At 40.8% G+C, this 25,640-nt stretch carries 21 protein-coding genes, 1 tRNA gene and 2 pseudogenes; 13 read left to right on the top strand and 11 right to left on the bottom strand.

Annotated elements, in window-relative coordinates; genetic code table 11:
* The first annotated feature begins 671 nt into the window (after window positions 1-671).
* Window positions 672-1,193 carry an Arm DNA-binding domain-containing protein gene (locus ACU37H_RS15480; RefSeq protein ID WP_472705433.1) on the top strand — a complete coding sequence of 174 codons (522 nt, stop codon included), beginning with the start codon at window positions 672-674 and terminating at the stop codon, window positions 1,191-1,193.
* Here the strand turns inward: ACU37H_RS15480 and ACU37H_RS15475 are convergent.
* Both ACU37H_RS15475 and ACU37H_RS15470 read right to left on the bottom strand, forming a co-directional pair.
* Window positions 1,097-1,609 (bottom strand): annotated as a pseudogene (locus ACU37H_RS15475) (IS3 family transposase); the annotation flags it as partial. The gene ACU37H_RS15480 and the pseudogene ACU37H_RS15475 sit on opposite strands and share 97 nt — an antisense overlap.
* Before the next feature lie 51 nt (window positions 1,610-1,660).
* Window positions 1,661-1,930: pseudogene (locus ACU37H_RS15470) on the bottom strand (DUF4274 domain-containing protein); the annotation flags it as partial.
* Between the two features lie 444 nt (window positions 1,931-2,374).
* On the opposite strand from ACU37H_RS15470, the gene ACU37H_RS15465 reads away from it, so the two are divergent.
* The 5 genes from ACU37H_RS15465 (at window position 2,375) to ACU37H_RS15445 (ending at window position 11,090) form a co-directional block, all read left to right on the top strand.
* The gene (locus ACU37H_RS15465) at window positions 2,375-2,635 is read left to right on the top strand and encodes a hypothetical protein (protein ID WP_472705435.1); all 261 of its coding nucleotides are present in this window, start codon (window positions 2,375-2,377) and stop codon (window positions 2,633-2,635) included.
* Window positions 2,636-2,792: 157 nt separating this feature from the next.
* A complete protein-coding gene (locus ACU37H_RS15460) occupies window positions 2,793-3,668 on the top strand; it encodes an AAA family ATPase (RefSeq protein ID WP_472705437.1) in 876 nt (291 codons plus the stop codon).
* Window positions 3,646-4,656 carry a DUF3871 family protein gene (locus tag ACU37H_RS15455; protein WP_472705439.1) on the top strand — a complete coding sequence of 337 codons (1,011 nt, stop codon included), beginning with the start codon at window positions 3,646-3,648 and terminating at the stop codon, window positions 4,654-4,656. The genes ACU37H_RS15460 and ACU37H_RS15455 overlap by 23 nt, the downstream gene beginning before the upstream one ends.
* 471 nt (window positions 4,657-5,127) lie before the next feature.
* The gene (locus tag ACU37H_RS15450) at window positions 5,128-9,315 is read left to right on the top strand and encodes an NACHT domain-containing protein (protein WP_472705441.1); all 4,188 of its coding nucleotides are present in this window, start codon (window positions 5,128-5,130) and stop codon (window positions 9,313-9,315) included.
* Window positions 9,315-11,090 carry a DUF4209 domain-containing protein gene (locus ACU37H_RS15445; protein ID WP_472705443.1) on the top strand — a complete coding sequence of 592 codons (1,776 nt, stop codon included), beginning with the start codon at window positions 9,315-9,317 and terminating at the stop codon, window positions 11,088-11,090. Before ACU37H_RS15450 ends, ACU37H_RS15445 begins: the two co-directional genes overlap by 1 nt.
* A gap of 78 nt (window positions 11,091-11,168) precedes the next feature.
* On the opposite strand, the gene ACU37H_RS15440 is transcribed toward ACU37H_RS15445, so the two are convergent.
* The gene (locus ACU37H_RS15440) at window positions 11,169-11,408 is read right to left on the bottom strand and encodes a helix-turn-helix domain-containing protein (protein ID WP_472705445.1); all 240 of its coding nucleotides are present in this window, start codon (window positions 11,406-11,408) and stop codon (window positions 11,169-11,171) included.
* Between the two features lie 376 nt (window positions 11,409-11,784).
* Between ACU37H_RS15440 and ACU37H_RS15435 the strand changes: the two genes are divergently transcribed.
* A complete protein-coding gene (locus ACU37H_RS15435; RefSeq protein ID WP_472705447.1) occupies window positions 11,785-12,597 on the top strand; it encodes a hypothetical protein in 813 nt (270 codons plus the stop codon).
* A 133-nt stretch (window positions 12,598-12,730) separates the two neighbouring features.
* Here ACU37H_RS15435 and ACU37H_RS15430 read toward each other — a convergent pair.
* From ACU37H_RS15430 to ACU37H_RS15405, 6 genes are all read right to left on the bottom strand, one after another.
* A tRNA-Arg gene (locus tag ACU37H_RS15430) sits at window positions 12,731-12,804 on the bottom strand.
* Between the two features lie 145 nt (window positions 12,805-12,949).
* Window positions 12,950-13,753, bottom strand: coding sequence for an orotidine-5'-phosphate decarboxylase (pyrF, locus tag ACU37H_RS15425; protein WP_472705449.1), 804 nt, complete (start codon window positions 13,751-13,753; stop codon window positions 12,950-12,952).
* A 268-nt stretch (window positions 13,754-14,021) separates the two neighbouring features.
* Complete coding sequence (locus tag ACU37H_RS15420; protein ID WP_472705451.1) at window positions 14,022-15,479, bottom strand: L-serine ammonia-lyase; 1,458 nt, start codon at window positions 15,477-15,479, stop codon at window positions 14,022-14,024.
* A 131-nt stretch (window positions 15,480-15,610) separates the two neighbouring features.
* Window positions 15,611-16,096, bottom strand: coding sequence for an FKBP-type peptidyl-prolyl cis-trans isomerase (locus ACU37H_RS15415; RefSeq protein ID WP_472705453.1), 486 nt, complete (start codon window positions 16,094-16,096; stop codon window positions 15,611-15,613).
* Window positions 16,097-16,119: 23 nt separating this feature from the next.
* On the bottom strand, window positions 16,120-16,677 hold the full coding sequence (locus ACU37H_RS15410) for a hypothetical protein (protein ID WP_472705455.1): 558 nt from the start codon (window positions 16,675-16,677) through the stop codon (window positions 16,120-16,122).
* A 12-nt stretch (window positions 16,678-16,689) separates the two neighbouring features.
* The gene (locus tag ACU37H_RS15405) at window positions 16,690-17,019 is read right to left on the bottom strand and encodes a hypothetical protein (protein ID WP_472705457.1); all 330 of its coding nucleotides are present in this window, start codon (window positions 17,017-17,019) and stop codon (window positions 16,690-16,692) included.
* A gap of 67 nt (window positions 17,020-17,086) precedes the next feature.
* Between ACU37H_RS15405 and ACU37H_RS15400 the strand changes: the two genes are divergently transcribed.
* Both ACU37H_RS15400 and ACU37H_RS15395 read left to right on the top strand, forming a co-directional pair.
* Complete coding sequence (locus tag ACU37H_RS15400) at window positions 17,087-17,941, top strand: hypothetical protein (protein WP_472705459.1); 855 nt, start codon at window positions 17,087-17,089, stop codon at window positions 17,939-17,941.
* Between the two features lie 65 nt (window positions 17,942-18,006).
* Entirely contained in the window at window positions 18,007-18,354 is a 348-nt protein-coding gene (locus ACU37H_RS15395) for a hypothetical protein (RefSeq protein WP_472705461.1), read from the top strand.
* A gap of 52 nt (window positions 18,355-18,406) precedes the next feature.
* Here ACU37H_RS15395 and ACU37H_RS15390 read toward each other — a convergent pair whose 3' ends face one another.
* Window positions 18,407-19,918, bottom strand: a complete 1,512-nt coding sequence (locus tag ACU37H_RS15390) for a S41 family peptidase (protein WP_472705463.1) — start codon at window positions 19,916-19,918, stop codon at window positions 18,407-18,409.
* Window positions 19,919-20,069: 151 nt separating this feature from the next.
* Here ACU37H_RS15390 and ACU37H_RS15385 point away from each other — a divergent pair, with 151 nt between their 5' ends.
* The 4 genes from ACU37H_RS15385 (at window position 20,070) to sucD (ending at window position 25,153) form a co-directional block, all read left to right on the top strand.
* Entirely contained in the window at window positions 20,070-22,397 is a 2,328-nt protein-coding gene (locus ACU37H_RS15385; protein ID WP_472705465.1) for an NADP-dependent malic enzyme, read from the top strand.
* Window positions 22,398-22,430: 33 nt separating this feature from the next.
* Window positions 22,431-23,168 (top strand): MlaE family ABC transporter permease, encoded by a 738-nt coding sequence (locus ACU37H_RS15380; RefSeq protein ID WP_472705467.1) that lies wholly within the window; start codon window positions 22,431-22,433, stop codon window positions 23,166-23,168.
* 119 nt (window positions 23,169-23,287) lie between these two features.
* Window positions 23,288-24,154 carry an ABC transporter ATP-binding protein gene (locus ACU37H_RS15375; protein ID WP_472705469.1) on the top strand — a complete coding sequence of 289 codons (867 nt, stop codon included), beginning with the start codon at window positions 23,288-23,290 and terminating at the stop codon, window positions 24,152-24,154.
* 123 nt (window positions 24,155-24,277) lie between these two features.
* On the top strand, window positions 24,278-25,153 hold the full coding sequence (gene sucD, locus ACU37H_RS15370) for a succinate--CoA ligase subunit alpha (protein ID WP_472705471.1): 876 nt from the start codon (window positions 24,278-24,280) through the stop codon (window positions 25,151-25,153).
* Between the two features lie 209 nt (window positions 25,154-25,362).
* Here the strand turns inward: sucD and ACU37H_RS15365 are convergent, their stop codons facing one another.
* Window positions 25,363-25,566: a hypothetical protein gene (locus tag ACU37H_RS15365; protein WP_472705473.1), complete on the bottom strand. Its 204-nt coding sequence runs from the start codon at window positions 25,564-25,566 to the stop codon at window positions 25,363-25,365.
* Between the last annotated feature and the right edge of the window lie 74 nt (window positions 25,567-25,640).

Genomic DNA, 25,640 nt, shown 5'->3' with positions numbered 1-25,640 from the left:
CACATCTGATCTTAAAATGGCTTCGGGCACAAATCAATCGGGTTATTAAGATCACTTCTTATATTACGAATATATACATATAATCGAAATCATTCCACTTTAATTATATATATTTTTTTGTCAATTTCAGTCGCCCCATTCATGGCAGATCAATAGTTCTGTTCCTTTCGAGTTTAGTAAGATGTAACCATTTTGAAAGGTCTCACTGTCATTACCAGGCTCGACTGCTAACCAATCCGTTTTGAAAATAAAGGTCTTATGATATATTGTTTAAGCTTAGGCAGCATTTAGTGCTTCAAAATGTCAACGGAATAACTATCCCGCTGGCGGTTCATGTTTAGCCTTTATAACAAAAGTGCTATTTTCTTTTTTTGTAAAGACACGTTAGCCTTAGTAAGTGTCGGCAGTTTTTTGAATGATGCAGTTTTCGATCGGCTAAAAAGTAAAGCCCCCTGATAATCAGGAGGCAATATAAATTTAAGTGATCCGGATTGAACTGACATAATTACATAGGGCCACATTTGATTACGCTCTAAAACATTCATTTAGAGAATTTAACAAATTATTAAAACGTAATCAATGCATCGAAACGTAAACAGATGTAACAAATGTTGTCCCCGTTGTTGTCCCCGTTTACTGGTACGATGTGTGATCAAATCCAGTAAAAATTTATGGCAAGTTCAATTAAAGTAACATTAAGAAAAGACAAAGTAAACAATCAAGGCCTAGCCCCGATTCATTTTCGCATAACAAAGAATAGAAGGTCCAGCTATGTATCGTCTGGCCAGTACATTAAACTATCAGAGTGGGATAACAAAAACAAAAGAGTAAAAACATCCCATAAAAATTCGGGTAAATTAAATGCTTTGCTAAGTGCTAAAATGACAGAATTGCATGGACAGTTGATAGAACTCGAAACACAACAAAAACAGCCCACTGGTAAAGCTTTAAAACAGGAACTATTCGGAAAGCAGCCTACGGATTTCTTTTCTTATGCCACCAACATTAACGAAAAAAGTTTTCGTTCGGGTCAAATAGGAACCTTCGATAAAAATAAAGCCATTATCAAGAAGCTAAAGTGTAAGTACCCCATATTTCAGACAGTTATTGGTTGGGCGTTTTTCTTTTCACCAGCCAATATTTTGTATTCAACAGGTGTAAGATTACCGAGTGATTCATGTGGCCTTTTATGATTATATTCTTCCATCCAACGCTGCGTTAGCTCCCTTACCTGGCCAAGATCAAAGAACAGGTAAGCATCTAATACCGCTTCCCGGTAAAGACGATTAAAACGTTCTATATATCCGTTCTGCATAGGCCTTCCGGGCTGGATATATTGAATATGGATTCCCTTTTCTTTAGCCCATAATTGAAAGTCTTTTGAAGTAAATTCCGGACCATTATCCACCCTAATTACTTCTGGTGTTCCATTGATTTCAATAACCCTGTCCAATATGCGGATTACCCGTTTTGAAGATATGGAAGTGTCAACTTCAATTGCCAATACCTCCCTGCTACAGTCATCCATCACATTGAATGTTCTGAACCTACGATTGCCAGTCATGCTATCACTCATAAAATCCATACTCCATGTTTTGTTAAACTTTTCTACAATTCTTTTAAGCAATAAAAAAGTGTCTTTTTCGTAATCTGAAATTTCATTTTCTGATTTCTCAAAATAATAATCAGGTTCAGATGTCCAAAAAATTAGTGATGCAGTTCCTTTATCACACTTTTTACTTTCAATTATCCATTTTGAAATTTCAATTCCATCATCCCAATTATAATTTTCAGCAAGATAATATTGGTCTGTAGAATTTAGTTTTTCAAAAAGTTTAAAGTCAGGCAAATAGTTTTCGTTATCGCTATCAAATGAAAATTCAATAAAATTTTCTCGAAAAAATTTTTCTTTAGCAGGCAATATTATCATTTCGTTCTATTTTCAGCGGGTTTCATTATAATAGCATACAACTCTCAAATATACGAAAATAGATCACAAACCATACTCATAATCAACGCCTTATAAATACTAACACTTCTCATTTTATATATCTTGCACCCGTTTTAAACGCTTGTAGTCGTTTATAAACGACTGTAGATTGAATGTCTTAGGTAATCATTTAGGAGGTATTCATACTGTTGATTCTGGTATTAGTAAAGATAAATAAAAGGATCAAAAGAAGCATATGGGATTTTTCCTGTATCGCTCGTAACATTAAATCAATTTATAGAGTTTTAATTTGAGGCAAACTGCCTAAAGTACTTCCCTCAACTAACCCCCTCCAGCCCTGGGCAGTGTCGGGATACCCCTGTTCAATAACATAGGTTGCTTGACAAACAAGCAGTCATTTAGTTAATCCAAAAATTATAAAAAATGGTTACAATCGTTGCAACTCACCTTAGAGAAGGTGACAAAGGAAATTTTGTATCTCTGGAATTACAGGGAGACGTTGAATTAATTCAGTCAATGCAGACTGGCAGATTTTATGCTACTGCTAAGAAATGCTTTATTTCTTCCACATTTACAGAAGAACAGGCAAAAAATCTCATAGGAAGTAAAATGCCTGGCTCCATTATTCGGGTAGATTCAGAACCTTATGAGTATACCGTTCCAACCACAGGGGAGGTAATTTAACTATCTCACACCTACACCTATTTACCTCCCAATGCTCCAAGCAGAAATATGTCGGAGCCTGTTGAAGAAATCTTCTAGTATTCCTTTCATCAAAGTTTATGAGCGTAGATCGTAACAGGTCTACGCTTTCTATTATTCACTTTTAAAATGAAAAATCATGCAGATTCAAAAAGCAGAAAGAAAGCAGGTTAAGCTACGACTTAACATTTCTTCTCCCAGCGGCTTTGGGAAGACTTATGGAGCATTGCAAATTGCTTATGGCCTTACATCCAGTTGGGAAACCATTTGTGTCATTGACACAGAAAACAGATCCGCTTCTCTTTACAGTCACTTAGGGAACTACAATACCATTCCGTTAAATCCTCCTTTTACTTCAGAACGCTACATCCAAGCCATCAGGATATGTGAGGAAGCTGGAATGGAAGTAATCATTATTGATTCTGTTTCCCCCGTATGGAATGGAGAAGGTGGACTGTTAGAATACCAAAACTCTTTAGGAGGTCGTTACCAAGATTGGGCGAAGGCCACACCTCTGTATCAGAAATGGCTTAATACCATTCTACAGTCCCAATGGTATATCATTACTACTACCCGTAAGAAGCAAGCTTATAACCTAGTTACAGAGAATAATAAAACCAAAGTTGAAAAAGCTGGTTTAGATGATGAAATACGCAATGGTTATGATTATGAAATGACCCTTGCACTGGAAATCATCAACGATAAACACATGGCAAAAGCTTCAAAGGACAGAACACAACTGTTTACAGGAAAGCCTGAATTTATGCTAGCTGTAAACACAGGAGTTCAGATAAAAGAGTGGTGTAGTCAGGGCAAGCCAGAGGATATTCAAGTAAAGATTAACAATTGCAGGTCTATTAAAGAACTAGTTAGCCTCTACAATGGCTTACTAACGGCTGAACAGGATCAATATTCTCAAAACTTCAATGAAAAAAAGAAAGTCTTTTTGTCCAATCAAACCAATTTCCCTTCATCAATAAAACCATCAACCAATGGAACTTATAAAAGTGAATAATTATCCCGTATTGTACACACCCAAAAAAACAAGAATATCAGAAGCTACACTAATTTCCGATTCAGATCATGAAAACAATGTTTTCATTGAAGCCAATACAATACCCTGCTCCTTTTCAGAAATGAGAAAAAACCATATCATACCTTCTTTTGCCAAAGATGGAGAAGCTTTGATATCTCATACAGATTTTATTGAGGTGGTAGCAGAAAAGGCTTCTGAAATATTTATAGGTGAGCAGATCAAAGATCCTGTTATCAGGCTTAGCCATGAAATACAGGGAAGAATCCCATCAGCTAAGAATAAGCCAGCAAAGGAACTACTTCCGCATGAAAGAACCCTATACTACGAACGGATGATGTTTACTATTGAAATCCCTACCATAAGAGGAAATATCGAAACCAATGACCTATCCCTTACCATTGGCGGCGTAAAGAGTTACTCAGAAGACAATTTGTATGGTAGGTCAGGAACTGAACAGCATTTTAAACTCTTTATCGGGTTCAAAAACAAGGTCTGCACTAACCTTTGCATTTCTACAGATGGACTATTAGGTAGTATTGCCATTAAGAACATTGATCAGCTTAAAATGTATGCGAGACTATTATTTGAGCAGTTCAATCATGGCCTCCTAATGACCAGCCTAAAAGGATTAGCCCAACATGAGTTATCAGAAACCCAGTTTGCAACGTTAATAGGAAGATGCAGGATGTATAATCATTTATCCAGGTCTGTACAGAACAGCCTACCACTAATGCAGTTTGGGGAGGTACAAATGGGTAACGTGGTAAGCAATTACTATAAAAATGACAGTTTTTGCAGGCAAGCCGATGGTTCAATTAGCCTTTGGAAGCTTTATAACCTCTTTACTGGTGCAAACAAGTCTTCCTACATAGACACATTTACACCTAAAGCTGTTAATGCATTTTCATTTGTTTATGGACTTAAAACAGCTATTGAGCAAAAAGAAGAACATTGGTTTTTAAATTGATGGCTTATGAGTAAAGACCACACAGGAAATACCCTACAATATCTTAGCAATAACTGCATACTGGTTATTAATAGACATGGCAAACTCAGGGAACTATTTACACCTTTTCTAGTAACATCAATAAATAGCAACGGGAGAAAAACTTTTATTGTTGAAAAAGTACTTAGCTCAGGAAGCGGAACTATCATTTATGTTATAAATGGCAACCAGTATCATTATAGGCAATTTACAATAAATATCAACTTTTAAAAACCATAATAATCTTGGGTGTAGCAAAAGCTACACTCTTTCTTTTTTATGCAAGCAGATTGCTAATTAAGGCTAGTATTACATACATCGATAATTTTAATTGAAGACATGATAAAACTTATACATATAAAACAGTATAGAACTACATTTTTGAGGGAAGTATCAACTATTCTATAAAATTCTTTAGTAATTTCAATAAGACATCGCGGAAAATATTTTATTATGGGGCATACAAAACTAGACTGGAGCAATTTTGATTGGAAATACTTTGAAGACCTTTGTAGAGAAATTGCTGAAACAGAATTTCCTGAGATAGAGTTTGACAATCATTTGAGCCAAGGATATAACCAAGATGGAATCGATATAACAGGTTTCGACAGTAAAAAAGGGAAGTTTATATCCATTCAGTCAAAAAGAAATAACAGGTTTGGACTAGCCTTATTAAAAGATGCTATCAAAGAATTTGTAGAGGGCAGCTATCGCGACAAAACCTATTATTTCATTATTGCGACCTCTAAAGATTTACAAGACAGAAAATCTAAAATTGCTATTGATAACCACAAAGTATCTATTTTAAAAAATAACGACATTATTTTCAACTGCTGGGATCAACGATTTATCGAAAAAAAATTACTTTCCAGGTTTGGGCTAGTTTCCAAATATTTTGGTAAGTATCAGGCTACTCGATTCTGCAATCCTGAAATCAGATTTGACGCATTTCTACCTATATCGCCTGTCACTAACTACATCACCCGACAACTATATCAATTCGATCAGATTTCGAAACAAGACAGCCTGCATTGGCATTTTAATAAACGAGAAAGATTCGATCTCTTCGATATCATTAACAGAACTAGCGTATCAAAAAAGCTTTTCATTATAGGAGATCCATACGAAGGAAAATCTTCATATTTAAAGAGCGTCGCATTGAACATCAATAGGCACAATGGAGGAAGTGGCTATCAGTCAATTTTTATTGAATTAAAGAACTTTACTTCCCAACCAGTTGAGTCTATTCTAAATAACCAATGTGGTGACTGGCAAAGTATACCACTATTAAAAATTATATTGTTCATTGATGGCCTTGACGAAATGGAAACGGACAAGCTAGAAAATTTCGCCAGTGACCTCAAGACGTTTTGCTCACATCATAAAGACGTCACGATTATATGCTCATGTAGGAAAATTTTTTATGTCAGTTATGAACTTGACAAAATCTTAAACGATTTTTTGGTTTTTGAATTAGCTCCTATTACAGAGGATAAGATCAACGAATATTTAAAGAAGTCTCTAAAGGAAGCTTACAATGACTTCACGAACAATTCTGGATATTCAAATGTCTTCGGCTTCCTTCACCACCCATTCTATTTAACACAAATAGTGCAGGATTATCTGTCTGAAGGAACTCTACCTAACACGAAAATATCTGTAATCGACTCATTAGTTAACAAATCTATCGAAAACTCAAAAGCTAGGAAACTAAAAGGTGGGACAAAAGTTCGCGATGTGATTATTAACTTTAAAGAATTGGCGGAAAAATTCTCTTTCGCATTGCAGCTATCGGGGCTTAATGCATTTAAAGATGAGCAAATGCAGGAGCTATTCACACTTGAAGAAAGAATTTTATTACAAAATAATCCAATGATTACAGTGTCAAATTCCTCTTGGAGTTTTGTAAATGCTATGTTTCAAGAACATATAACGGCAGGCGCACTGTCTAAACTACCATTTTCTGATATATTAAAATATACAACTATCGGAAAATCGATAAGGAAAGTCAAAAAGAAATGGGTCCAAACATTATCCGCCTTGCTCTCCTTCTGCGATCCCAATTCTAGATTATTTAAATATCTGCGGGAACTATTTGAAAAAGATAATATTGAGCTTTTGTTTGAAACAGAACCGACACAATATTCAACACAATTTAGATTAGAATTGCTTAAAAAATTATTACTGCAATGTTCAAAAGACAATAGACGTCTATCGCTAATTTATGAAGATAAGATAGCGAACTTTGTAAACGACTATGTAAAAAGTAAAGATTATCTAATTAATTTTATTAGCGAGGCTAATATACCAGATCGAGCTAAAATAATTGCTTGCCAAACCCTAGAACTCTGTACGCTGTCGGATAAACAAAAAAATATTTTTTTAGAAATTGCAGTTAACGAATTAATAAAATCTGACGACGCTTATTATGGTGGACGATTAATTCAAGTGATGGCAAATCATAAGATAGGTGATAGAAACCTTATTATTGATCTTGTTAATCGTTTTCCTCAATTCAACACCTTTCACGAGTATCGAGATAAACTCTATGAGCTCATAACAATCTTAGGACTTGTGGACGAATTCTATGCCTATGGCATTGATGGCGTTCTAATATTATCCGATTATAATAGAAAAGTTAGCCATGGAGGCTCTGAGAGAAGATTGCAAAACTTTTTCCTGAGTGCTAAGAACCCTGTTATCCTCTCATCGATACTATCTAATGTCAATTCTAATCGATGGAGGAAACACTTCGGTAAAAATTCTTTCTCATACAGTAAAACAACATTTATTAAAAGACTACTAAAAAAACTAGAAATCGCCTTCGTTAAAGAACCAAGTATAATAATAAATGTTGCATCATTCATAAAGTCAGTTGGCAAGGAATATCTTACAGAAGAATATAAAGAAATAGACGATTTTCTGCAAAATACACAGACCCGCACACTTATTACAAGACTTTTAATCAAGGATATTTTTGAAGATGGTGATTGGCAGCTTGGTTCTATCATAACCCCTAGAAGTTACGATTACATCTTATTTGAATTTGAAGAAAAGAACTATTCAATTTCTGCTCTCAGAAGCTGCCTTACGGGAATGTCTTACAGTAAAGAAAATCGCGAGGAATCTCAAAAGTTTTTTCAAATCTGTGATGATGCATTAGAAGGCCACATTACTATTACTCAGGAGGACAATAAATACGATTTGTACCTTAAGAGAGAACAGAAAAAAAGGGACAATGATTTAAAAGTGATCCAATCACATAAATCATTTATAAAAGGTGTTAAAGACTATTTCAAAGAGTTCGGAACGAAGACAATTTCTTTGGATGCCTTAAATGAAGAGTTCTTTATCGATTTGGATCAAGAAAAAAGAGTCCTTTGGAAAACAGCCACTTCTAACTTTGTTTACCATTTCCTACTGAAGAATCGAGAGGAAAACAAAATACGGCTTTCTCAATGTCTGAAAGTCTTAGCAATCAAGGAAAATTTTGAGTATTTCAGAGCAAGCGATATATTGCGCAACTTCGATACAAGCCTAGAATCCGTTCCTATTTATAAACAAGTATTAGAAGATTACTATTATTCCAATATTCAAATATTTGATTTCGTTAACTGCGAATGGGAAGAAGGTAATCAACTTATGTGGAAACCTGTAGGAATTTTGATAGGAGACATATTTAAAAAGCTAAAACCTAAAACCAAGGAACAACACCTATTTAAGTTATTATGGTTAGACGCTGCGGGAATTAAAGGTTTTGAGACAGCCAAACTAAATAAAAATGAAACCATTTCGCAAATCATCCTAAGAGAAGTAACACAAACGGCGACCGTAAGGCTGAAAAAGCAAATACTTGAAAACATAGCTACAGGTATCAAATCTAAATCTATTCTAGGCACTCATCTTGCACTCTGTGAAAAGTTAAAAATTGTTGAGGCTTTAGAATTGATATATGACCTTTTGCAAGACGCAAATTATCAAGAATACTTCGGCCATGATTTAATAGACATTTATCTCAGCCTGGGCGGGAATTCGGAAAATCTATTAGCGCTCTTAGAAAACACGAGAGAGTATCAAACTTATTTCTTCAGTCATCTTGTTCACAAGCTTTACAAGATACATCCACTTGAAGTAAAAGAGATATTGACGATCTTATTTGTAGAAACGGACTTAAAGGAAAAGAAAATTGAATTTGTTAGAATTCTTTGCGAATTAGGATCGCTAGCAGCTTTCCAATATTTAGTTTCAATTATACTCACAACAAATCGGGCTCCATATACAACTCAGAGCGGGTATAAAATAAATCGAATAAATACAGATGCAGCATTGATAGAAATTGATAAAATAAAACATTTTGTTCTTGAAAAAAATGACAATATCGATGTTCGATTTTATGAGACAGCTGGGGGAATCGCGTTAGAATGGCTTTTTAACTTGGCGGAGAAAAGTGAAACAGATTTATTGAAAGTAATTGACTTTTTAGAAAAGGCTAAAATAGATTTAAAGGACCAAGAAAATGTAGACGATTTTAATTGGTATATAAATAGAGTTTTGGAAAACTTCAGAGACTCGGATAATGGAAATAAAACAATAGCGGAAATCAAAGCAATTTTAAATTTAAAGAGCAAATCTACTTCATAATGAATATTCGTCCCAATAACGTAAAAGCCATCGTAGAAAAATATGACATAGTTGAGAAAAAAGACTTCGATGAAATGTCCATTTGGGCTGACTTGAACACACTTTTATTTAAAAACAGAAACAACCGTTCTGAGGAACTAATAAATGAGAAAGCAGCGTTCGATTTCTATGAAAACTTAGATTCTTTTGATGGAGATTTACGAAGCCTATTCATACCCAAATACGTATTAAAAGGTGGCGGTAATAGTGTAGTAGAAAATATCTCGTATAAGAATTTAAACAATACTATGGCATCTTATTACGAGGTTAGATTGAGCAATTGCCAAAATCCTATTTTGGCAGCTCGATATAGTATCCTACTGATATTATTTGACCAACTAGTTGCAAAAAAACCAATTAATATTCAGCATTTAAACATATATGTCAACTCTGTTATTAAAATAGTTCGTGAGGGCTACTCAAAATCTATAGTAAAGAATTTAAAAAAATTGAATAATGCATTACTTCTTTGTCTGAAATTCCAAAGTAGAGAGTTAGTTCAAACGTGTAAGGAGGCTCTTTTAAAATATGAATTTGATAATGCAGAAGATTCTAAACCTGGTCTATGGGGCTACACATTTAACCATCTTAGAAACTCAAAACTCTACAACGACATTGAAAAAGCATCTGTAATAAGCGATATGGAAAACAGGTTTTTGCGATTGAGCGATCATAAGAAAGGTAATTTCGTTGACAATCTCCATGCAGCTGAAGAAGCGGCAAATCATCTATTAACGTACTATAGAAAAAATAAAGAAAAATCAAAAGTTACGGAGATAACAACCGTATATGCGGCGTTTGTAAGAAAATGCACACAGCACTTGGACATTTTTTCGTCTCTCAAAGAACTGGAAAAGTTGCACCACTTATGTCGAGAAAATGGGATGAAGGAGCTTGCCAAGAATTTATTGATAGAAATAAGAGAACTGAGCATTAAGCAACTGCCCTTTTTACAAGAAATAACTAGCGATCAGCAAATAGATAAAGAGAAGTTCGAGCAAATAATCGTAGAGTTTTCGAAAGGAAGTGTAAACGATAAAATTCTAAAACTTGTTACACTTTTTCTTTTTGATTACAAGGCACTATTAAAACAACTATACGAGGACAAGGAGAAATATATTCATAAAAAGTTTCTCGGTAACTCAATTTTAGATGAAAGAGGACGAGTTACAAGTACTATGGAACCTCTGAGTTTAAATAATGAAGAAGCACATGTTATTTTCGAAATGGGCCAAATGATGCATTTATTATCAATCAATTTGCATCTTGCTTTCCTAGGAGCAATTCAGTTTGGAGAGTTAACAGAGTTACAGATTATAAATTATCTTAAAGAATCTGTGGCATTTAATGAAAGTCGATTAAAAGTCATCGAAAGAGGAATTGCATTTTATTACAAAAGAGATTACGTTTCGATGATTCATGTTATTATACCTCAATTGGAAGAGTCAATCAGAAACATTCTAGAGAACCTGCATCAGCCAGTAATAAAGATTAATGATACTGGAATACAAGATTTACAAACCTTTGGAACCCTGCTCAACAATAAGGCTCTATTAGAAGTTTTCCCCAAAGACTTCGTTGTGTACTTAAAGGCTTTGTTAACTGACCGATGTGGATGGAATTTACGAAATAGAGTTTGTCACGGAACTATGAATTTTAATCAATTTACTAAAATTGAAGCTGACAGAGTTTTACATTGCCTTTTATGTTTCGGACTATTAAAACCAAGTCACTAAGCATTTGGCTAAAGGGCACATAAAAGTATTTTCTTTAAATAAAATAAATTGCTGGCATCAAAATATTACCCTTATCCTCTAGGGCAATAATTCTTTAGGAGTAACGCCCAAGGCTTCTGCAACTCTAAAAAGGTAAGATATTGTAAAATTCACTTGCCCTGTTTCCATTCTTGCCAATTGAGAATAATCCATACCACTGGTATTGGCTAAATTCTCTATAGAAATCTTTTTACCAGTTCGAATTTCACGAATTTTATTACCCACCAGCAATAAAGCAGATCTATTGATGTAATACTCTTTTTTGGGTAATTTTTTCACAGCCCAAAAGGAAAGAATAAAACAAATCTATACAATAGAGAATTCTCTATACTTTTGCATTTACCAAATCAGGGAAGCCGAAAACTGCATATTAAAGAGTAGGCACTTAAAAACTCATAAATCATGAAATATTTACCAGCTCGCATCACGATCATTATTATACTAATAATAATTAATTGGGCAGCCATCGACACAGTTCGATCATCACCAAATTCGGACGAATTCACTGCGGGAATTATACTCTTGATCGCTGTAATCCTTGGGAGTATCTGGGTTCTTCGTAGAGCATTTAGAAAAAGAAACAGTTAACTCAGATAGATCAATTGCAAGAAATAAATCAAAACATTATTTTCTTATCGAAATCGTTATAATTCATATGAACAAGAAACTATTTGCCATACTGGCTGCAACGTCATTCATAACTGTACACAGTCAAAACATAGACACGCTGAAAAATGATGCTATAATTAAAATGTATCAAAATGGACTATCACAAGAAGTAATTCTAAAAAAGATTAAGACTACCCCTCTAAAAAATTTCGACTTGAGCTCTGATGCCTTGATAATCTTAAAGAGTAATAAGCTTCCAGATAACTTAGTTCTTGCTATGATGGAAGGTTCAAACAAAGAAAATAAGACATTAATTAGCCCTAAAAGTGAAGCTAAGGAGTATTCGAATGAGACTCAAAGCCCTGAAGTTTTTTCAGGATCAGAAATCATTAAAGATGGTGTTTATTATTTCGATAGTCAAGAAAGTAAATATATTCCTATCAGGAACAATAAAACGGTAAAATCAATGATTTCCAATCACACAATTATGACTGGAGGCCTTTCGCGGAATATGGAATATCAATTTAATAATGTAGCCTCGTTAAATAAAATAGCTAATTCCAAGCCTGTTTTTTATGTAAAAGTCGAAGACAACTTTTCCGATTTACAACCTTCCGACTTAGTCCTTTTTGAAGGCGTTAATAGAAAGAATAAACGCATACGAATTGTCAGGTGGACAGGTGATGGAAGTTTTAATTCAAACAAGTTGCCAGGAAATGCTCAGTTTCCAATAATTGAAAAAGAAGGGGAATACCTTTACAAGATCACTTTCAAGAAAAGATTAAATCCAGGTAATTACTTTTTAGGTCCCAGAGATAATCCGATGAAGTTCTGCTTTGATTTCGATATTGTAGATTAAGATATGGCAAGGAGAATATATTTATAGAAACCCTTTTATTAAGGCAATTATCAAATGTTGTCCCTATGTTTACCCCCCAATAAAAAAGACTTATAGAACTGACTAAAAATCAATGCTATAAGTCTTTTAATTGTGATCCGGATTGGATTCGAACCAATGACCTACTGCTTAGAAGGCAGTTGCTCTATCCAGCTGAGCTACCGGACCAACTCGGAAATATTTCCGAGGCGCAAATATAGCTATTTTTTGATGAATCAGACATCAGCAGTACTTTCATTTTGTCATGAACTTTGCCGTACTGATAATGCTTTTAATCGGCATCTTAGAAGCTGCTGGAAAAATACGGCTGGATCTATTTTAAATATGACGCCATTTCTTTTTGATATGTCAAAGCTCTTTCTCTCGCAGCTTCAGCAAAATCAGGTCCGCCTGATGCGAAAATGATGTCCCGGCTGACATTGACCAACAAACCACAATCTTCATTCATGGCCTTTTCGGATATATCCTTGAGACTACCTCCTTGCGCCCCTACACCCGGCACCAGTAAAAAATTTCGAGGGATGATCCTGCGAATCGCCGTGAAAGAATCGGCTTGCGTAGCACCCACTACAAACATCAGGTTTTCATCGGTCCCCCACTGAGAAACGGTCTTCAACACTTTCTCGTACAGTAACTCGTCACCGCAGGTTTGTAACTCAAAATCTGCCGCTCCTTTATTGGAGGTCAGTCCCAATACAATCGCCCACTTGCCATCGTATTTCAGGAAAGGCTGTACACTGTCACTCCCCATATAAGGTGCCACAGTGACCGCATCGAAAGGCAGCTGCTCAAAAAATGCTTTGGCATATTGATCGGATGTGTTGCCAATATCTCCGCGTTTGGCGTCAGCGATCTTGAAGTGTTCATCGCCGATATAAGCAACTGTCGCTTCCATCGCCTGCCACCCCGCTATGCCTTGCGACTCATAAAATGCGGTGTTGATCTTATAAGACACACACAAATCCCTGGTGGCATCGATGATCGCCTTGTTGAACTGAAAAGCTGCATCCGGGACGGACCGGAGATGCTCGGGTATTTTCGTAATATCCGTGTCCAGTCCGACGCACAAGTAGGACTTTTTATTTTGTATTTGTTGTGTTAGTTCCGCTCTTGTCATATTAAACTATACTTTTAAACTTCGATTTTTTTGGGTGCGTAACATTTTTCTTCTTTCTCTTCTCTGTTTTTCTTTGAGGTCCTGGTGGTAAAAATATTCTAAATTAAAATGTTGGTCTGGTCAGACGGAGACCGGCAGACTAGGTTCAAGGCCGGTCAGATGGGACCGTCAGACCAGGTTCAAGGCTCCGGTGTGGCTCCGGTCAAGCGAAGACCGCCCCGCCAGGTTCAAGGCTCCGGTCTGACGGTCCCCGTCAGACCGGAGCCAATTAACACTCGGGCAGGCTCAGCGGCACATTGATTGCCAAACCGCCATCTGCAGTTTCCTTGTATTTAAAGTTCATATCCTGCGCCGTATCCCACATGGTCTTTATTACGTCGTCCAGTGACACGCGTGCAAAATCAGGCGTGCTTTGCAAAGCCAGCTGGCTCGCGGTGATGGCCTTGATGGCTCCCATCGTGTTCCTTTCAATACAAGGCACCTGCACCAGCCCCCCTATCGGATCACAGGTCATCCCGAGGTGATGCTCCATGGCTATTTCGGCCGCCATCAACGCCTGTTTTTGTGTACCACCCATGGCTTCGGTGAGCGCTGCTGCCGCCATCGATGAGGACACTCCGATCTCGGCCTGGCACCCGCCCATGGCAGCGGAAATGGTGGACTCCTTTTTAAAAATACTGCCAATCTCGGAGGCTGTCATCAGAAAATTGATAACCCGTTCTTCGTTTTCCTGGCCGGCTCCGGTCTGACAAAAGATCATCAGATAGTGCAGCACCGCGGGGATCACCCCTGCCGATCCGTTTGTAGGTGCTGTAACCACCCGGCCGAAGGAAGCGTTTTCTTCATTAACAGCCAGCGCAAAACAGCTCACCCAATCGAGGGTATATTTAAAATCGTTGCCGCCCTTCCGGATGGCAGTGATCCATTCGTCATAAGAATTATAAGTCGCTCCGCCCAGCAACTTTTTGCTCAGACTGGCCGCACGGCGGCGTACATTCAGGCCACCTGGCAACGTTCCGGTGGTGTGGCATCCGCGATACACACATTCCTTCATCACTTTCCATATATCAAGAATACCCGCTTTTATATCTTCTTCACTGCGCCACGCCTGCTCGTTTTCGTAAACGATCTCATGAATGGATAAGCCGGTTTTGATGCACCATTTTAAAAGGTCGTCTGCGTCGTTGATGGGAAAAGGTAAGCTTACGGATGCATCCGCTACCATGTCCTCGTCCGGTTGGCCCGGGCCGGTCTCTTTTTTTACAAAACCACCGCCAATAGAATAGTAGGTTGCGGCTATCGCATTTCCATCCGACAAAGACGCCAGGAAAGTCAAACCATTGGAATGGTAAGGCAGCGTTTCGGTGAATAAAAACTCAATATCCCGGGAGGGTAAAAATGTCACCTCATGTTCACCGCCGAGCAGCAATATCGATGTCTCGCTGATCCGGCTGATAGAAGGTGTGATCTGTTCTACATCGAAGGTCACGGGGTCATAACCGCAGAGCCCGAGCTGCACCGCAATATCAGTTCCATGCCCGACGCCTGTCTTGGCCAGCGAACCATAAAGCAACACTTTGATGCTGAGCACCTGTTGCAGTCTCCCGTCGGCCCTCAGCTCGTTGACAAACCGCTCGGCCGCACGCCAGGGTCCCAGCGTGTGAGAACTGGAAGGGCCCACGCCAATCTTTAACATATCAAACACCGATATCGGCTCGTACTGCATTGCAACTTTTTTATCCGGCAAACCTACATCAAATTCTCATCGATACCTTCAGAAACCGAAGCTTCGGCAAAATAAAAGCCAATAAAAAAGGGCTTGATCTGCTCAAGCCCTTTCAATGAATGCTGTATCTTTTAATTCACCTTAACCAGTTCTACATAGAAATACAACGGTTTGTTCTGCAATGGATGATAGGCACATCCATATGCCAATGACGAAGGGATAATCAACTTGATCTTTCCACCTTCCTTGATCTTCGGAATTCCAATCGTCCAGCCCTGTATAACGCCATTCAGTGTAAAAGAAGTACCGCCGGGATTCCTTACGTAAGAAGAATCAAAACCTTGCCCGTCCAAAGTACGCCCGACGTATTTTGCCGTAACACTACTGGTCGCCGTAGGCGTTGCTCCCGTTCCCGGATCAATGATCTGGTATAAAAGACCACTGGGATCCTGGGTAGTAGTGATCGCACTATCCGTTGCGAACTTCGTCATTGCCGGCATGTCATCCTCAACCGTCCTTGGAACACAAGGTTTGTAGTCGTCGTCATTCTTTAGACAACCGGCAATACCTGCAACACTTCCAGCCACTATCAGGGCCATTAAAATTATTCTCTTCATAGAAACCATATAATATGTATCCTTTAATTACCTTTTTTAACCGCCGTCAATGTATAATCAAAAACCACCTGGGAATAAGCCGGTATCACTTTACCGTCGTTCAGGCTTTGCTGCTCGCATCCCCAATAACCTAAGAAATTGGCAGAGGACGGGTAGATCATCCTGAAGCTCCCACCTTTGCGGGCTGTGGTCAGGAAGTTGTAGAGCGGTGAATCTGACTGAAAGTCAGAAAGTCTCAGGAGCGCTCCGTTATTATTTCTGTAAATGCTGTCGGTGCCGACTACTACTGTTTGACTTCCTTTGAATGTGCTGATCACTCTTTTTAATGCAATAAGTGAATCGCCCGCAGCCCTGCTGCTGTCAGGGTTTCCGAGGCTGGAGATACCGGTATAGGCTCCGACGTTAGCGTTGTAGGCGAGATAGGCAATTCCGTTATCTTCAATAAATGAATCAATAACAGCCCGATCTTGTTCCAGTGAATTCGGCGTACATCTTACAACATCATCATCATTTTTCAGACAAGCTGTTAACACAACTGCAGTCACGACAGCCAGTACGGGCAACCAAAAGCTTTTTTTCATTTTTACGTGGTTTTAAGGGGTATGTTTTCTATTAATCAATTCTTTGTAGCGGGTTTCGTTGATATCCCACTTGTGGTAGGACGAGAAGATCCCGGTGAACGCAACAATAATTATTCCAGCGATCAATAAAATTATGAACAGCGACGGATCAGCATTGGCGACCATGGAAGCTCGCTTATACCAGCCACTCATGAAGTTGAGCAGAATGGCGATCATCAGCACCAGGCCGGCAGGGAGCCCCACCAGGATTCGCCTGAACAGACGCCTCTTTTTGGTGCGATGTACCGCCCAGTAAGCGATAAAAGCCTCTTCCTCCTCCGTGTACATCCGCCAAATGTACATTCTTTACTGCGATTTTGGTAATACAGTAAAAACTTTTATATTGCGAATTCATCATAATCAATTGTTTGTGAAATTAGCGCCTATCTTATCCCAATACCTGACCACAAATAAAGTATTAAGTCTGCCTGGGCTGGGAACCTTTAACGCAGAAAATGCTTATGACCCTGATGTGGATTATAGCAAAAAAGGCGCTTCGCTGCTCAATATCACCTTTAAACAACAGCCGGTTGAAAAGCTGGATGATGAGCTTGTGTTATTTATCGCTGCCGAAACCGGCAAGATGAAGGTCCTTGCTGAATCAGACCTTAAGTCACAACTGGAGGCTACCATCAATTTTCTCAACACCGGTAAACCTTATTTCATCAGCGGTATCGGAACGCTCACCAAGAAATCGGACGGCACCATAGAATTTCACAAGGAAAAATATCCGCAGGCAGAACGAAGAAAGGTCGCTCCCATTACTGAAAAAAATTCTGTTCCCCAAACCTATATCGACGAAACCCGGAAACCGAGAAAAACAAAACCCGCCGCTATTATCGCCGTTCTCTGTCTGCTGGCCATTGCCGCTACCATCTGGTTTTATATAAAGAATGCCGAAGACATTGGCGCTATTGAAGAAACCACCGCCCAGGCCGACACGACCCGCAATGCCACAGCTGCTGGTCTTACGCCCGCAACATCGGCTGCTGCACCCGCGGCTACCGATGGCACGCTTAAATATGTGCTTGAAGTGACCCGCGAGCCACGCGCGTCCAAAAGATATAATCAGCTCAAGACCATTCAATGGCCGGTTGAAATGGAAACCAGCGACTCGGTAAATTACACGTTGTTTATGAGATTACCTTCTGCCGGATCGGATACTACTAAGGTTAAAGATTCGCTGACAGCTTTGTCCGGAAGAAAAGTGTGGATAGCAAGATAATTGTTACCCAACCGGACAAACAACGGTACAGCCGAACCAATCGTCCTGAATAAAAAGACTGAAAAATGAAACACCCTTTTGCACTGTTGATGGTATTGGGACTGCAGATCACTTCCTGTGTAACACCGTCGAAAAGTACTTCATTGGAAGCCAAACACGATATTGAGGAGATCCGGACGCTGATCAAAGCGAGCCCGGAACAAGCCAATCGATTGACTAAGGCACAAGCCGTCTTTTTGCACCATGCTCAACAACTGAACAAAGCTGATCCGGGTTACGAACAACAATTGTCAAGGCTTACAAGCAAACGGCAACAAGCCTTCGAAAAGATATTAAACCAGGAACAGCTGCTCCGGCTCCATGCTGTGGAAAGCGAAGACATCAAAAACGCACCGGTCTACCTGAAAAAGTAGCACAATGCTTAAGACTCCGCGCCCTTCAGGTATTTCACCCTAACCAGTTTTCTTATTGAGCATTTCGCCTGATGGCTTCGGTCACTTTACTCCTGAAGCCTTGCGGCATTTCAATTTGCACGGACTCTTTCAGGATCTTATCAGTGGGGCCAAACAATTCGGCGTTCCTCCTATTATAAACACTTCTGGCCGACGTAGATGGCGTTGAAGCTGGCACCGCCGCAGATGCAGGCACTGGCATGCCCGTGATCAGTGAGATCGCCTTCGCAAGTAAATAATCATTACGGTCTCCCAGTGGTTTCCAGGCGCCTGGTTGATTTTCGATGCTGGCTACGGCAACATCCGGCACCAGGTAACCCGGCTGTTCAAAATCCTCATCCCTGGCGTTTGCATACTTAGCCACGATAGGCTGCATAGCCCAGTTGCGCAGCTTATTCTTTTTGGCCGAAGACAGATCATCTTCATCATATACAGTGGCCGCCTTGTCTCCCTGATCGTCATAGGCATGCAGCGTAATAGACGCTGTGAACTTCCCGCCGGTATTGCTGCCAATGTGAACCACATTCATGTAAGGCCTTAAACAAAAGGTCAGCAACTCCGATGCCGAATAAGAATCGTCTGTGGCGATGATGTATACTTTATTTAAATTCAAGTTGGCATTCAAAGGCGTGATGCCTCCTACAACGTTGAGAGAATCTGTTCTTCCGCCCTCGCCCAATATTCCATTCAAAAAATCATTATACTGTAATTTGGTGAATGGCTTTTTTGCTTCTACTGCGGCGCGCGGAGCAATCAGCGAAGCCAGGTAGATAGCCGCATCGATACCGCCACCGTGATTGTATCTCAGGTCTATCACCAAATCGGTGATGCCTTCCTGCTTAAAGGCTGTAAAGGTATTATACAACTGGGCGTTGTAGCCGCCGATAAAATCAGTATAAAAAAGATACCCGATTTTCTTCCCTGCAAATTCCGGGCGGTCTTTATACACGGTGTCCACCAATACCGGGTTCGTTTGAATCGTAACCGGTGTCAGGGTAACAGTACGGCTGGCGGACGTAGTCACGTTGCCCACTCCAACAGACAGCGTATTGCCCTCGAAAAGTTTTGTGTAATTGCTCGTCGTCAGGGTGGCGCCGTTGACCTGGTAAATCACTTCGCCCCGCTTGATGCCTGCAGAAGCTGCCGGCGTATTGGGAAAGACATACTTTACATATCCTTCCACATTATTAGTGCCATTGACCCTGTATAAAGCCAGGCTCCAGCCAAAGTCTTTGGGCGTACCGGAAAAATCTGCCAGCAAGGCATTCACGTCGTCTGTGATCCAGGACCATCTCTTTTTAGCGTCGGCCGCCCTGAGTAGCCCATAGAAGTAGGCCTCCGGATTTTTTTCATCAGCGGCGTTGGGTGCTGTAATGATACTGTCAGCCCATAAATAATAAGTAGACATGCCGTCAAAAACGAATTTTGAGACCAGTGGCTCATTACTGTCTATCGAGTCATGCTTATTCGGACATGCGGTCAGTACTACCAATAGTACGATCAATAACGGGTACGCTTTTTTCATAAGAAGTGTAATTTAAGCAGCAGCTATTTCAGCTTGTAAATACGTCTGGAAGCTTTGCGCAAATATTATAACTTTATACCATTTAGTGAAATTAATCTTTTGCCCGTTAAATAAATTACTTTACTTTTCGCTCGATTTTTAATCGTTGCTTATGTCTAAAAATGAACTTAGGAAAGAGTTAGCCTTGGAGTACCATGCCAAAGGACGTCCCGGCAAAATAGAAGTGATCCCCACCAAAGAAGCTAAGACCCAGCGCGACCTGTCGCTCGCTTATTCGCCGGGTGTGGCGGTGCCTTGCCTGGAGATCGCAGATAATGTTGAAAACGTATATAAATATACGGCTAAGGGCAATCTCGTGGCCGTGATCAGCAATGGAACGGCAGTGCTGGGATTGGGAGATATCGGCCCGGAAGCCGGCAAGCCGGTGATGGAAGGAAAGGGAGTGCTGTTTAAAATATTTGCCGATATTGATGTTTTTGATATTGAAGTAAATGAAAAAGATCCGGTCAGGTTTGTCGAGATCGTGCAGGCACTGGAGCCCACGTTTGGGGGGATCAACCTGGAAGATATCAAAGCGCCCGGGTGCTTTTATATTGAACGCGAATTGAAAAAACGCCTGAAGATACCGGTGATGCACGATGACCAGCACGGCACGGCGATCATCAGTGCAGCGGCTTTGCTGAACGCACTTGAAATACAGAAGAAAAAGATCGAGAAAGCAAAGTTTGTCGTAAACGGCGCGGGAGCCGCTGCGATGGCCTGTGTGTTACTGTATCAGCAAATGGGCGCTAAACCGGAGAACTTTATCATGTTTGACAGCAAAGGCGCGCTGCACAAGGGACGCACAGGATTGGACGAATTCAAAGCGCCTTTTGCAATTGCCGAAAAAGATATTTCGCTGGCAGATGCTCTAAAAGGCGCTGATGTATTTATCGGCCTGAGCGCGGCCAATGTTCTGGACGGAGACATGGTCAAAAGCATGGCTAAAAACCCCATCGTTTTTGCGATGGCCAACCCCGACCCTGAAATATCCTGGGAAGATGCGACCAATGCGCGCAAAGACGTGATCATGGCCACAGGCCGCAGCGACTACCCCAACCAGGTGAACAACGTATTGGGATTCCCCTATATCTTCCGCGGCGCCCTGGATGTAAGAGCGACGCAGATCAATACAGAAATGCAGCTGGCGGCAGTGAAAGCCCTGGCAGAGCTGACCAAAACCCCGGTGCCGGATATCGTGAACCTGGCCTATAACCAGCAAAACATGCACTTTGGCCCCGAATATATTATTCCCAAACCGCTTGATCCGCGCCTGCTGGCCACGGTAGCGCCTGCAGTAGCCAAAGCAGCGATAGAAAGCGGAGTAGCCCGGATCAACATTGAAAATTGGGAGCAATATGAACATGACCTGAACAAACGGCTGGGCTTAGACAACCACGTGTTGCGGGTGCTGGGCAACAAGGCAAGAAGTGCGCCGAAACGAATCGTTTTTGCCGAAGGCGACAACGTCAATATCCTGAAAGCCGCACAGATCGTGCTGGACGAAGGGATCGGCTTCCCGACCCTGCTGGGAGATGTGAAAAAGATCAAGGCCCTGGCGGAAGATCATAAAATAGACATCAGCGATATGCCGCTGATCGATCCACGAAGTGATGAGGCGAAAGCGAAGCGCGAGGAGTATGTCAATATTTTTTATAAGAAAAGAGCGCGTAAGGGATATACCCGCCCGGAAGCTGCCAAGCTGATGGAAAACCGCAACCATTTTGGTTGTATGATGGTCGAGTGTAACGATGTGGATTGTATGATATCGGGACTGACGAAAAGATATTCCGACGCCATCCGGCCGGCGCTGCAGATCATCGGAACGGAAGAAGGCGTTAAGAAGGTGGCGGGCATGTACCTGATCATGACTTCTAAAGGACCGCTGTTCCTGGCTGACACGACGGTGAACCTTAACCCCACCGCGGAAGAACTGGCAGAGATCGTATTGATGACTGCCAAAGAAGTGGCAGCTTTCAATATTACACCGCGCATCGCGATGCTGAGCTACTCCAATTTTGGCAGCAGCAGCACACCGGAAGCGGAACTGGTATCTAAAGCCAGGGAGCTGGTAAAACAAAAAGACCCGTCGATCATTGTGGACGGCGAGATGCAGGCCAATGTGGCCCTGAATAACGGCCTGTTAAAGGAAATGTACCCTTTTAGCGAGCTCGTGGATAAGGAGGTCAATACCTTGATCTTCCCTAATTTAGCTTCGGGCAATATTACCTATAACCTCCTGAAGGAAATCGGCTCCCACGACGTGATCGGACCGATACTTTTAGGACTTAAAAAACCGGTACATTTGTTGCAATTAGGAAGCACGGTTAACAATATTGTGAACATGGCTTTAATCGCGGTTACGGACGCTCAGATCAAATCAGCTGCGTTGTCTGCCCGTGAAGAAGCGAAGGGCAAAAAGGCTTCCACAAAAAAATAACAATCACTATTTCCAACTAAATCAAACTCATTCTTGAAAATCTTAAAAGAATTCGGGCAGTATATCAGGATGTTCAGAGGCATGTTCCGCATGCCTGAAAACAAGGGCATGTACTGGAAGCAGTTTATGCTTCAATGCAACGATATAGGTGTAGGCTCGTTGGGCATCATTTGCATCATCTCTGTATTTATTGGTGCGGTGTCAACCGTGCAAACGGCCTACCAGCTGGTATCGCCCATCATCCCTAAAACAACTATCGCACAGATCGTCCGGGATACCGTGATCCTGGAGTTTGCGCCCACATTGAGCTGTATCGTACTGGCCGGCGTTGTCGGCAGTAAAATAGCCAGTGAGCTGGGAAATATGCGGGTGAGCGAGCAGATTGATGCGCTGGAGATCATGGGTATCAATACCAAAGCATATCTGATCCTTCCAAAGATCATTGCCGGAGTGTTGACTATTCCGCTGCTGATCGTTCTCGCGATGGCATTGGGTATCCTCGGAGGTCGCCTCGCCGGATCAGCTGCAGGCATCATCGATCCTTCAATCTATGATAATGGTTTGTTGATGGAATTTAACGGGTACAATGTCTTCTTTGCCCTGACCAAAAGCTTTGTATTTGCCTTCATCATCACCAGCGTGCCTTCGTTTTACGGATATCACGTGAAAGGAGGTGCCCTGGAGATCGGACATTCCAGTACCAGAGCGGTGGTCGTTTCCTGCGTGCTGCTGTTGCTGGCAGATTATATATTGTCTGCGTTGTTGTTGTAAAAACAGTTTAGTTGAACGTCGTTGAGAGCTGGTTGAAAAATGTTGAAACTTATATCAACCATCATTCAACTATTCTTCTACTCATTTAACTACATTCAACCATCATTCAACTTTGACAAATGATTGAAATAAAAAATCTTAAAAAAAGCTTTGGCGATAAAGTAGTCCTTAAAGAGGTGAATGCAGTGATGGAGCCGGGCAAATGTAATCTGATCATCGGTTCGAGCGGTAGCGGTAAAACGGTTTTGATGAAGTGTATTGTAGGTCTGATGCCTCCTACCGAAGGCGAAGTCATCTACAACGGAACCAATTATGTTACCATGTCGCTCGAAGACAAAAAGCGGATCCGAAAGGAAATCGGGATGCTTTTCCAGGGATCGGCTTTGTTTGACAGCCAGACGGTGGAGCAAAATGTAATTTTCCCGCTGGACATGTTTACCAACGACAAATATTCCGTAAAAAGAGACCGCGTAAAGGAAGTGCTCGATCGGGTAAAGCTGAATGAAGATGCTTATAAAAAATTCCCTTCGGAAATCAGTGGTGGTATGCAAAAGCGTGTGGCGCTGGCAAGAGCGATTGTTTTAAATCCGAAATACCTGTTTTGTGATGAGCCCAACTCCGGCCTCGACCCTCAGACTTCCATAGTTATCGACAAACTGATCCGCGAGATCACAGAGGAATACAATACAACCACGATCATGAATACACACGACATGAACAGTGTGATGGAGATCGGAGATCATATCGTGTACATGCATCATGGCGAAAAGGAATGGGAAGGGACCAACAAAGAAATTATCTACAGCGATAATCAAAAGCTGAACGAATTTATTTTCGCGTCGGACTTTTTACAGGACGCTAAAAACATGAGAACGATACAGGAAACAGGAGCGCTTCCTAAAGATGTTCACGCCGGCGTGAGAGACGCTTTGGAAGATAAGCTGAATATCGACCTTGACGGTGACGGGAAGATCGGCTCCCAGTAATGCCGTTACTCCTTTCAATGAGCGGCAGGTTGCAGCCGTCATTTTTCTACATGAATCAGCAAAAAATGATCTATTAGCCTGTTGGTTTCCTTACTTTTGTAACCAATCAGAAAAAACTATAAAATGGCAGTATTAGTAAATAAAGATTCTAAAGTTTTAGTACAGGGCTTTACAGGAACGGAAGGCACTTTCCATGCTACACAAATGATCGAGTACGGGACCAATGTGGTTGGAGGAGTTACACCTAACAAAGGCGGCACTACCCACCTGGACCGCCCCGTGTTCAACACCGTGGCTGACGCTGTGAAAGAAACAAATGCTAACGTAAGTATCATTTTCGTACCTCCTGCATTTGCTGCAGATGCAATCATGGAAGCGGCTGACGCAGGCATTAACCTCGTAGTATGTATCACCGAAGGCATTCCTGTTCAGGATATGGTAAAAGTGAAAAACTATTTGCAGGGGACCAACACAAGATTGATCGGACCTAACTGTCCGGGTGTGATCACTGCAGGTGCTTGTAAAGTAGGCATCATGCCAGGGTTTGTATTTAAAGAGGGACGTATTGGTATTGTGAGCAAGTCCGGAACATTGACTTATGAAGCGGCTGACCAGGTGGCGAAAGCGGGCCTCGGTATCAGCACTGCTATTGGAATTGGTGGCGACCCTATCATCGGGACACCTACTAAAGAAGCTGTAGAATTATTAATGAACGATCCTGAAACAGATGCCATCGTGATGATCGGTGAGATCGGCGGAGGCATGGAAGCCGAAGCTGCGAACTGGATCAAAGCAACCGGCAATAAAAAACCAGTGGTGGGCTTTATCGCCGGCCAAACAGCACCTCCCGGCCGCAGAATGGGCCATGCAGGTGCGATCGTAGGTGGTGCAGACGACACAGCTGAAGCGAAAATGAAGATCATGAGCGAGTGTGGTATTCACGTAGTAAGCAGCCCGGCTGATATTGGCAAGACAATGGCTGAAGTGCTGAAAAAATAGTCAAAAATAGTACATCATATTTCTAAAAAACCTTCGATCATGATCGAAGGTTTTTTATTTAAAAAGATCAGGAGGCTAAGAATAATTCGGCAGGCAGATTGAAATAATCTTTCAGCTTGCGCGCCATTTTTAGTGTAATTTCTCTGCGCCCCGATAAAACAGAAAAACATAACTTTTACTACCGATGACTGGTTCGAGGTCTTTGTTCTTCAAACCCAGCTCGGCCATTTTATCTTAATTATTTCCAATACATCTACCTGTTGCACCGGATATTTTTTCCGGTCATAATCATCAATCAGCCATATCAATAAGGACAGCTCATCATATTCTTTTGTACCCGGCTCGGTGTCAAATAACTCACGCATACGCGTTGCAGCCTTGTGTAATCCTTTTCTGATTTTAGTATTGTCCAATCCATGCTTTTAATTTTAGAGGTATTCTTAACATCAGACTACTTTCTTCTAAAAAAATCGATTTTAACATCATA

The organism is Niabella sp. ZPM-14 (genome assembly GCF_055693045.2).
The sequence above is the reverse complement of the archived record's forward strand: the minus strand, read 5'-3'. Positions and strand labels throughout refer to the sequence as shown.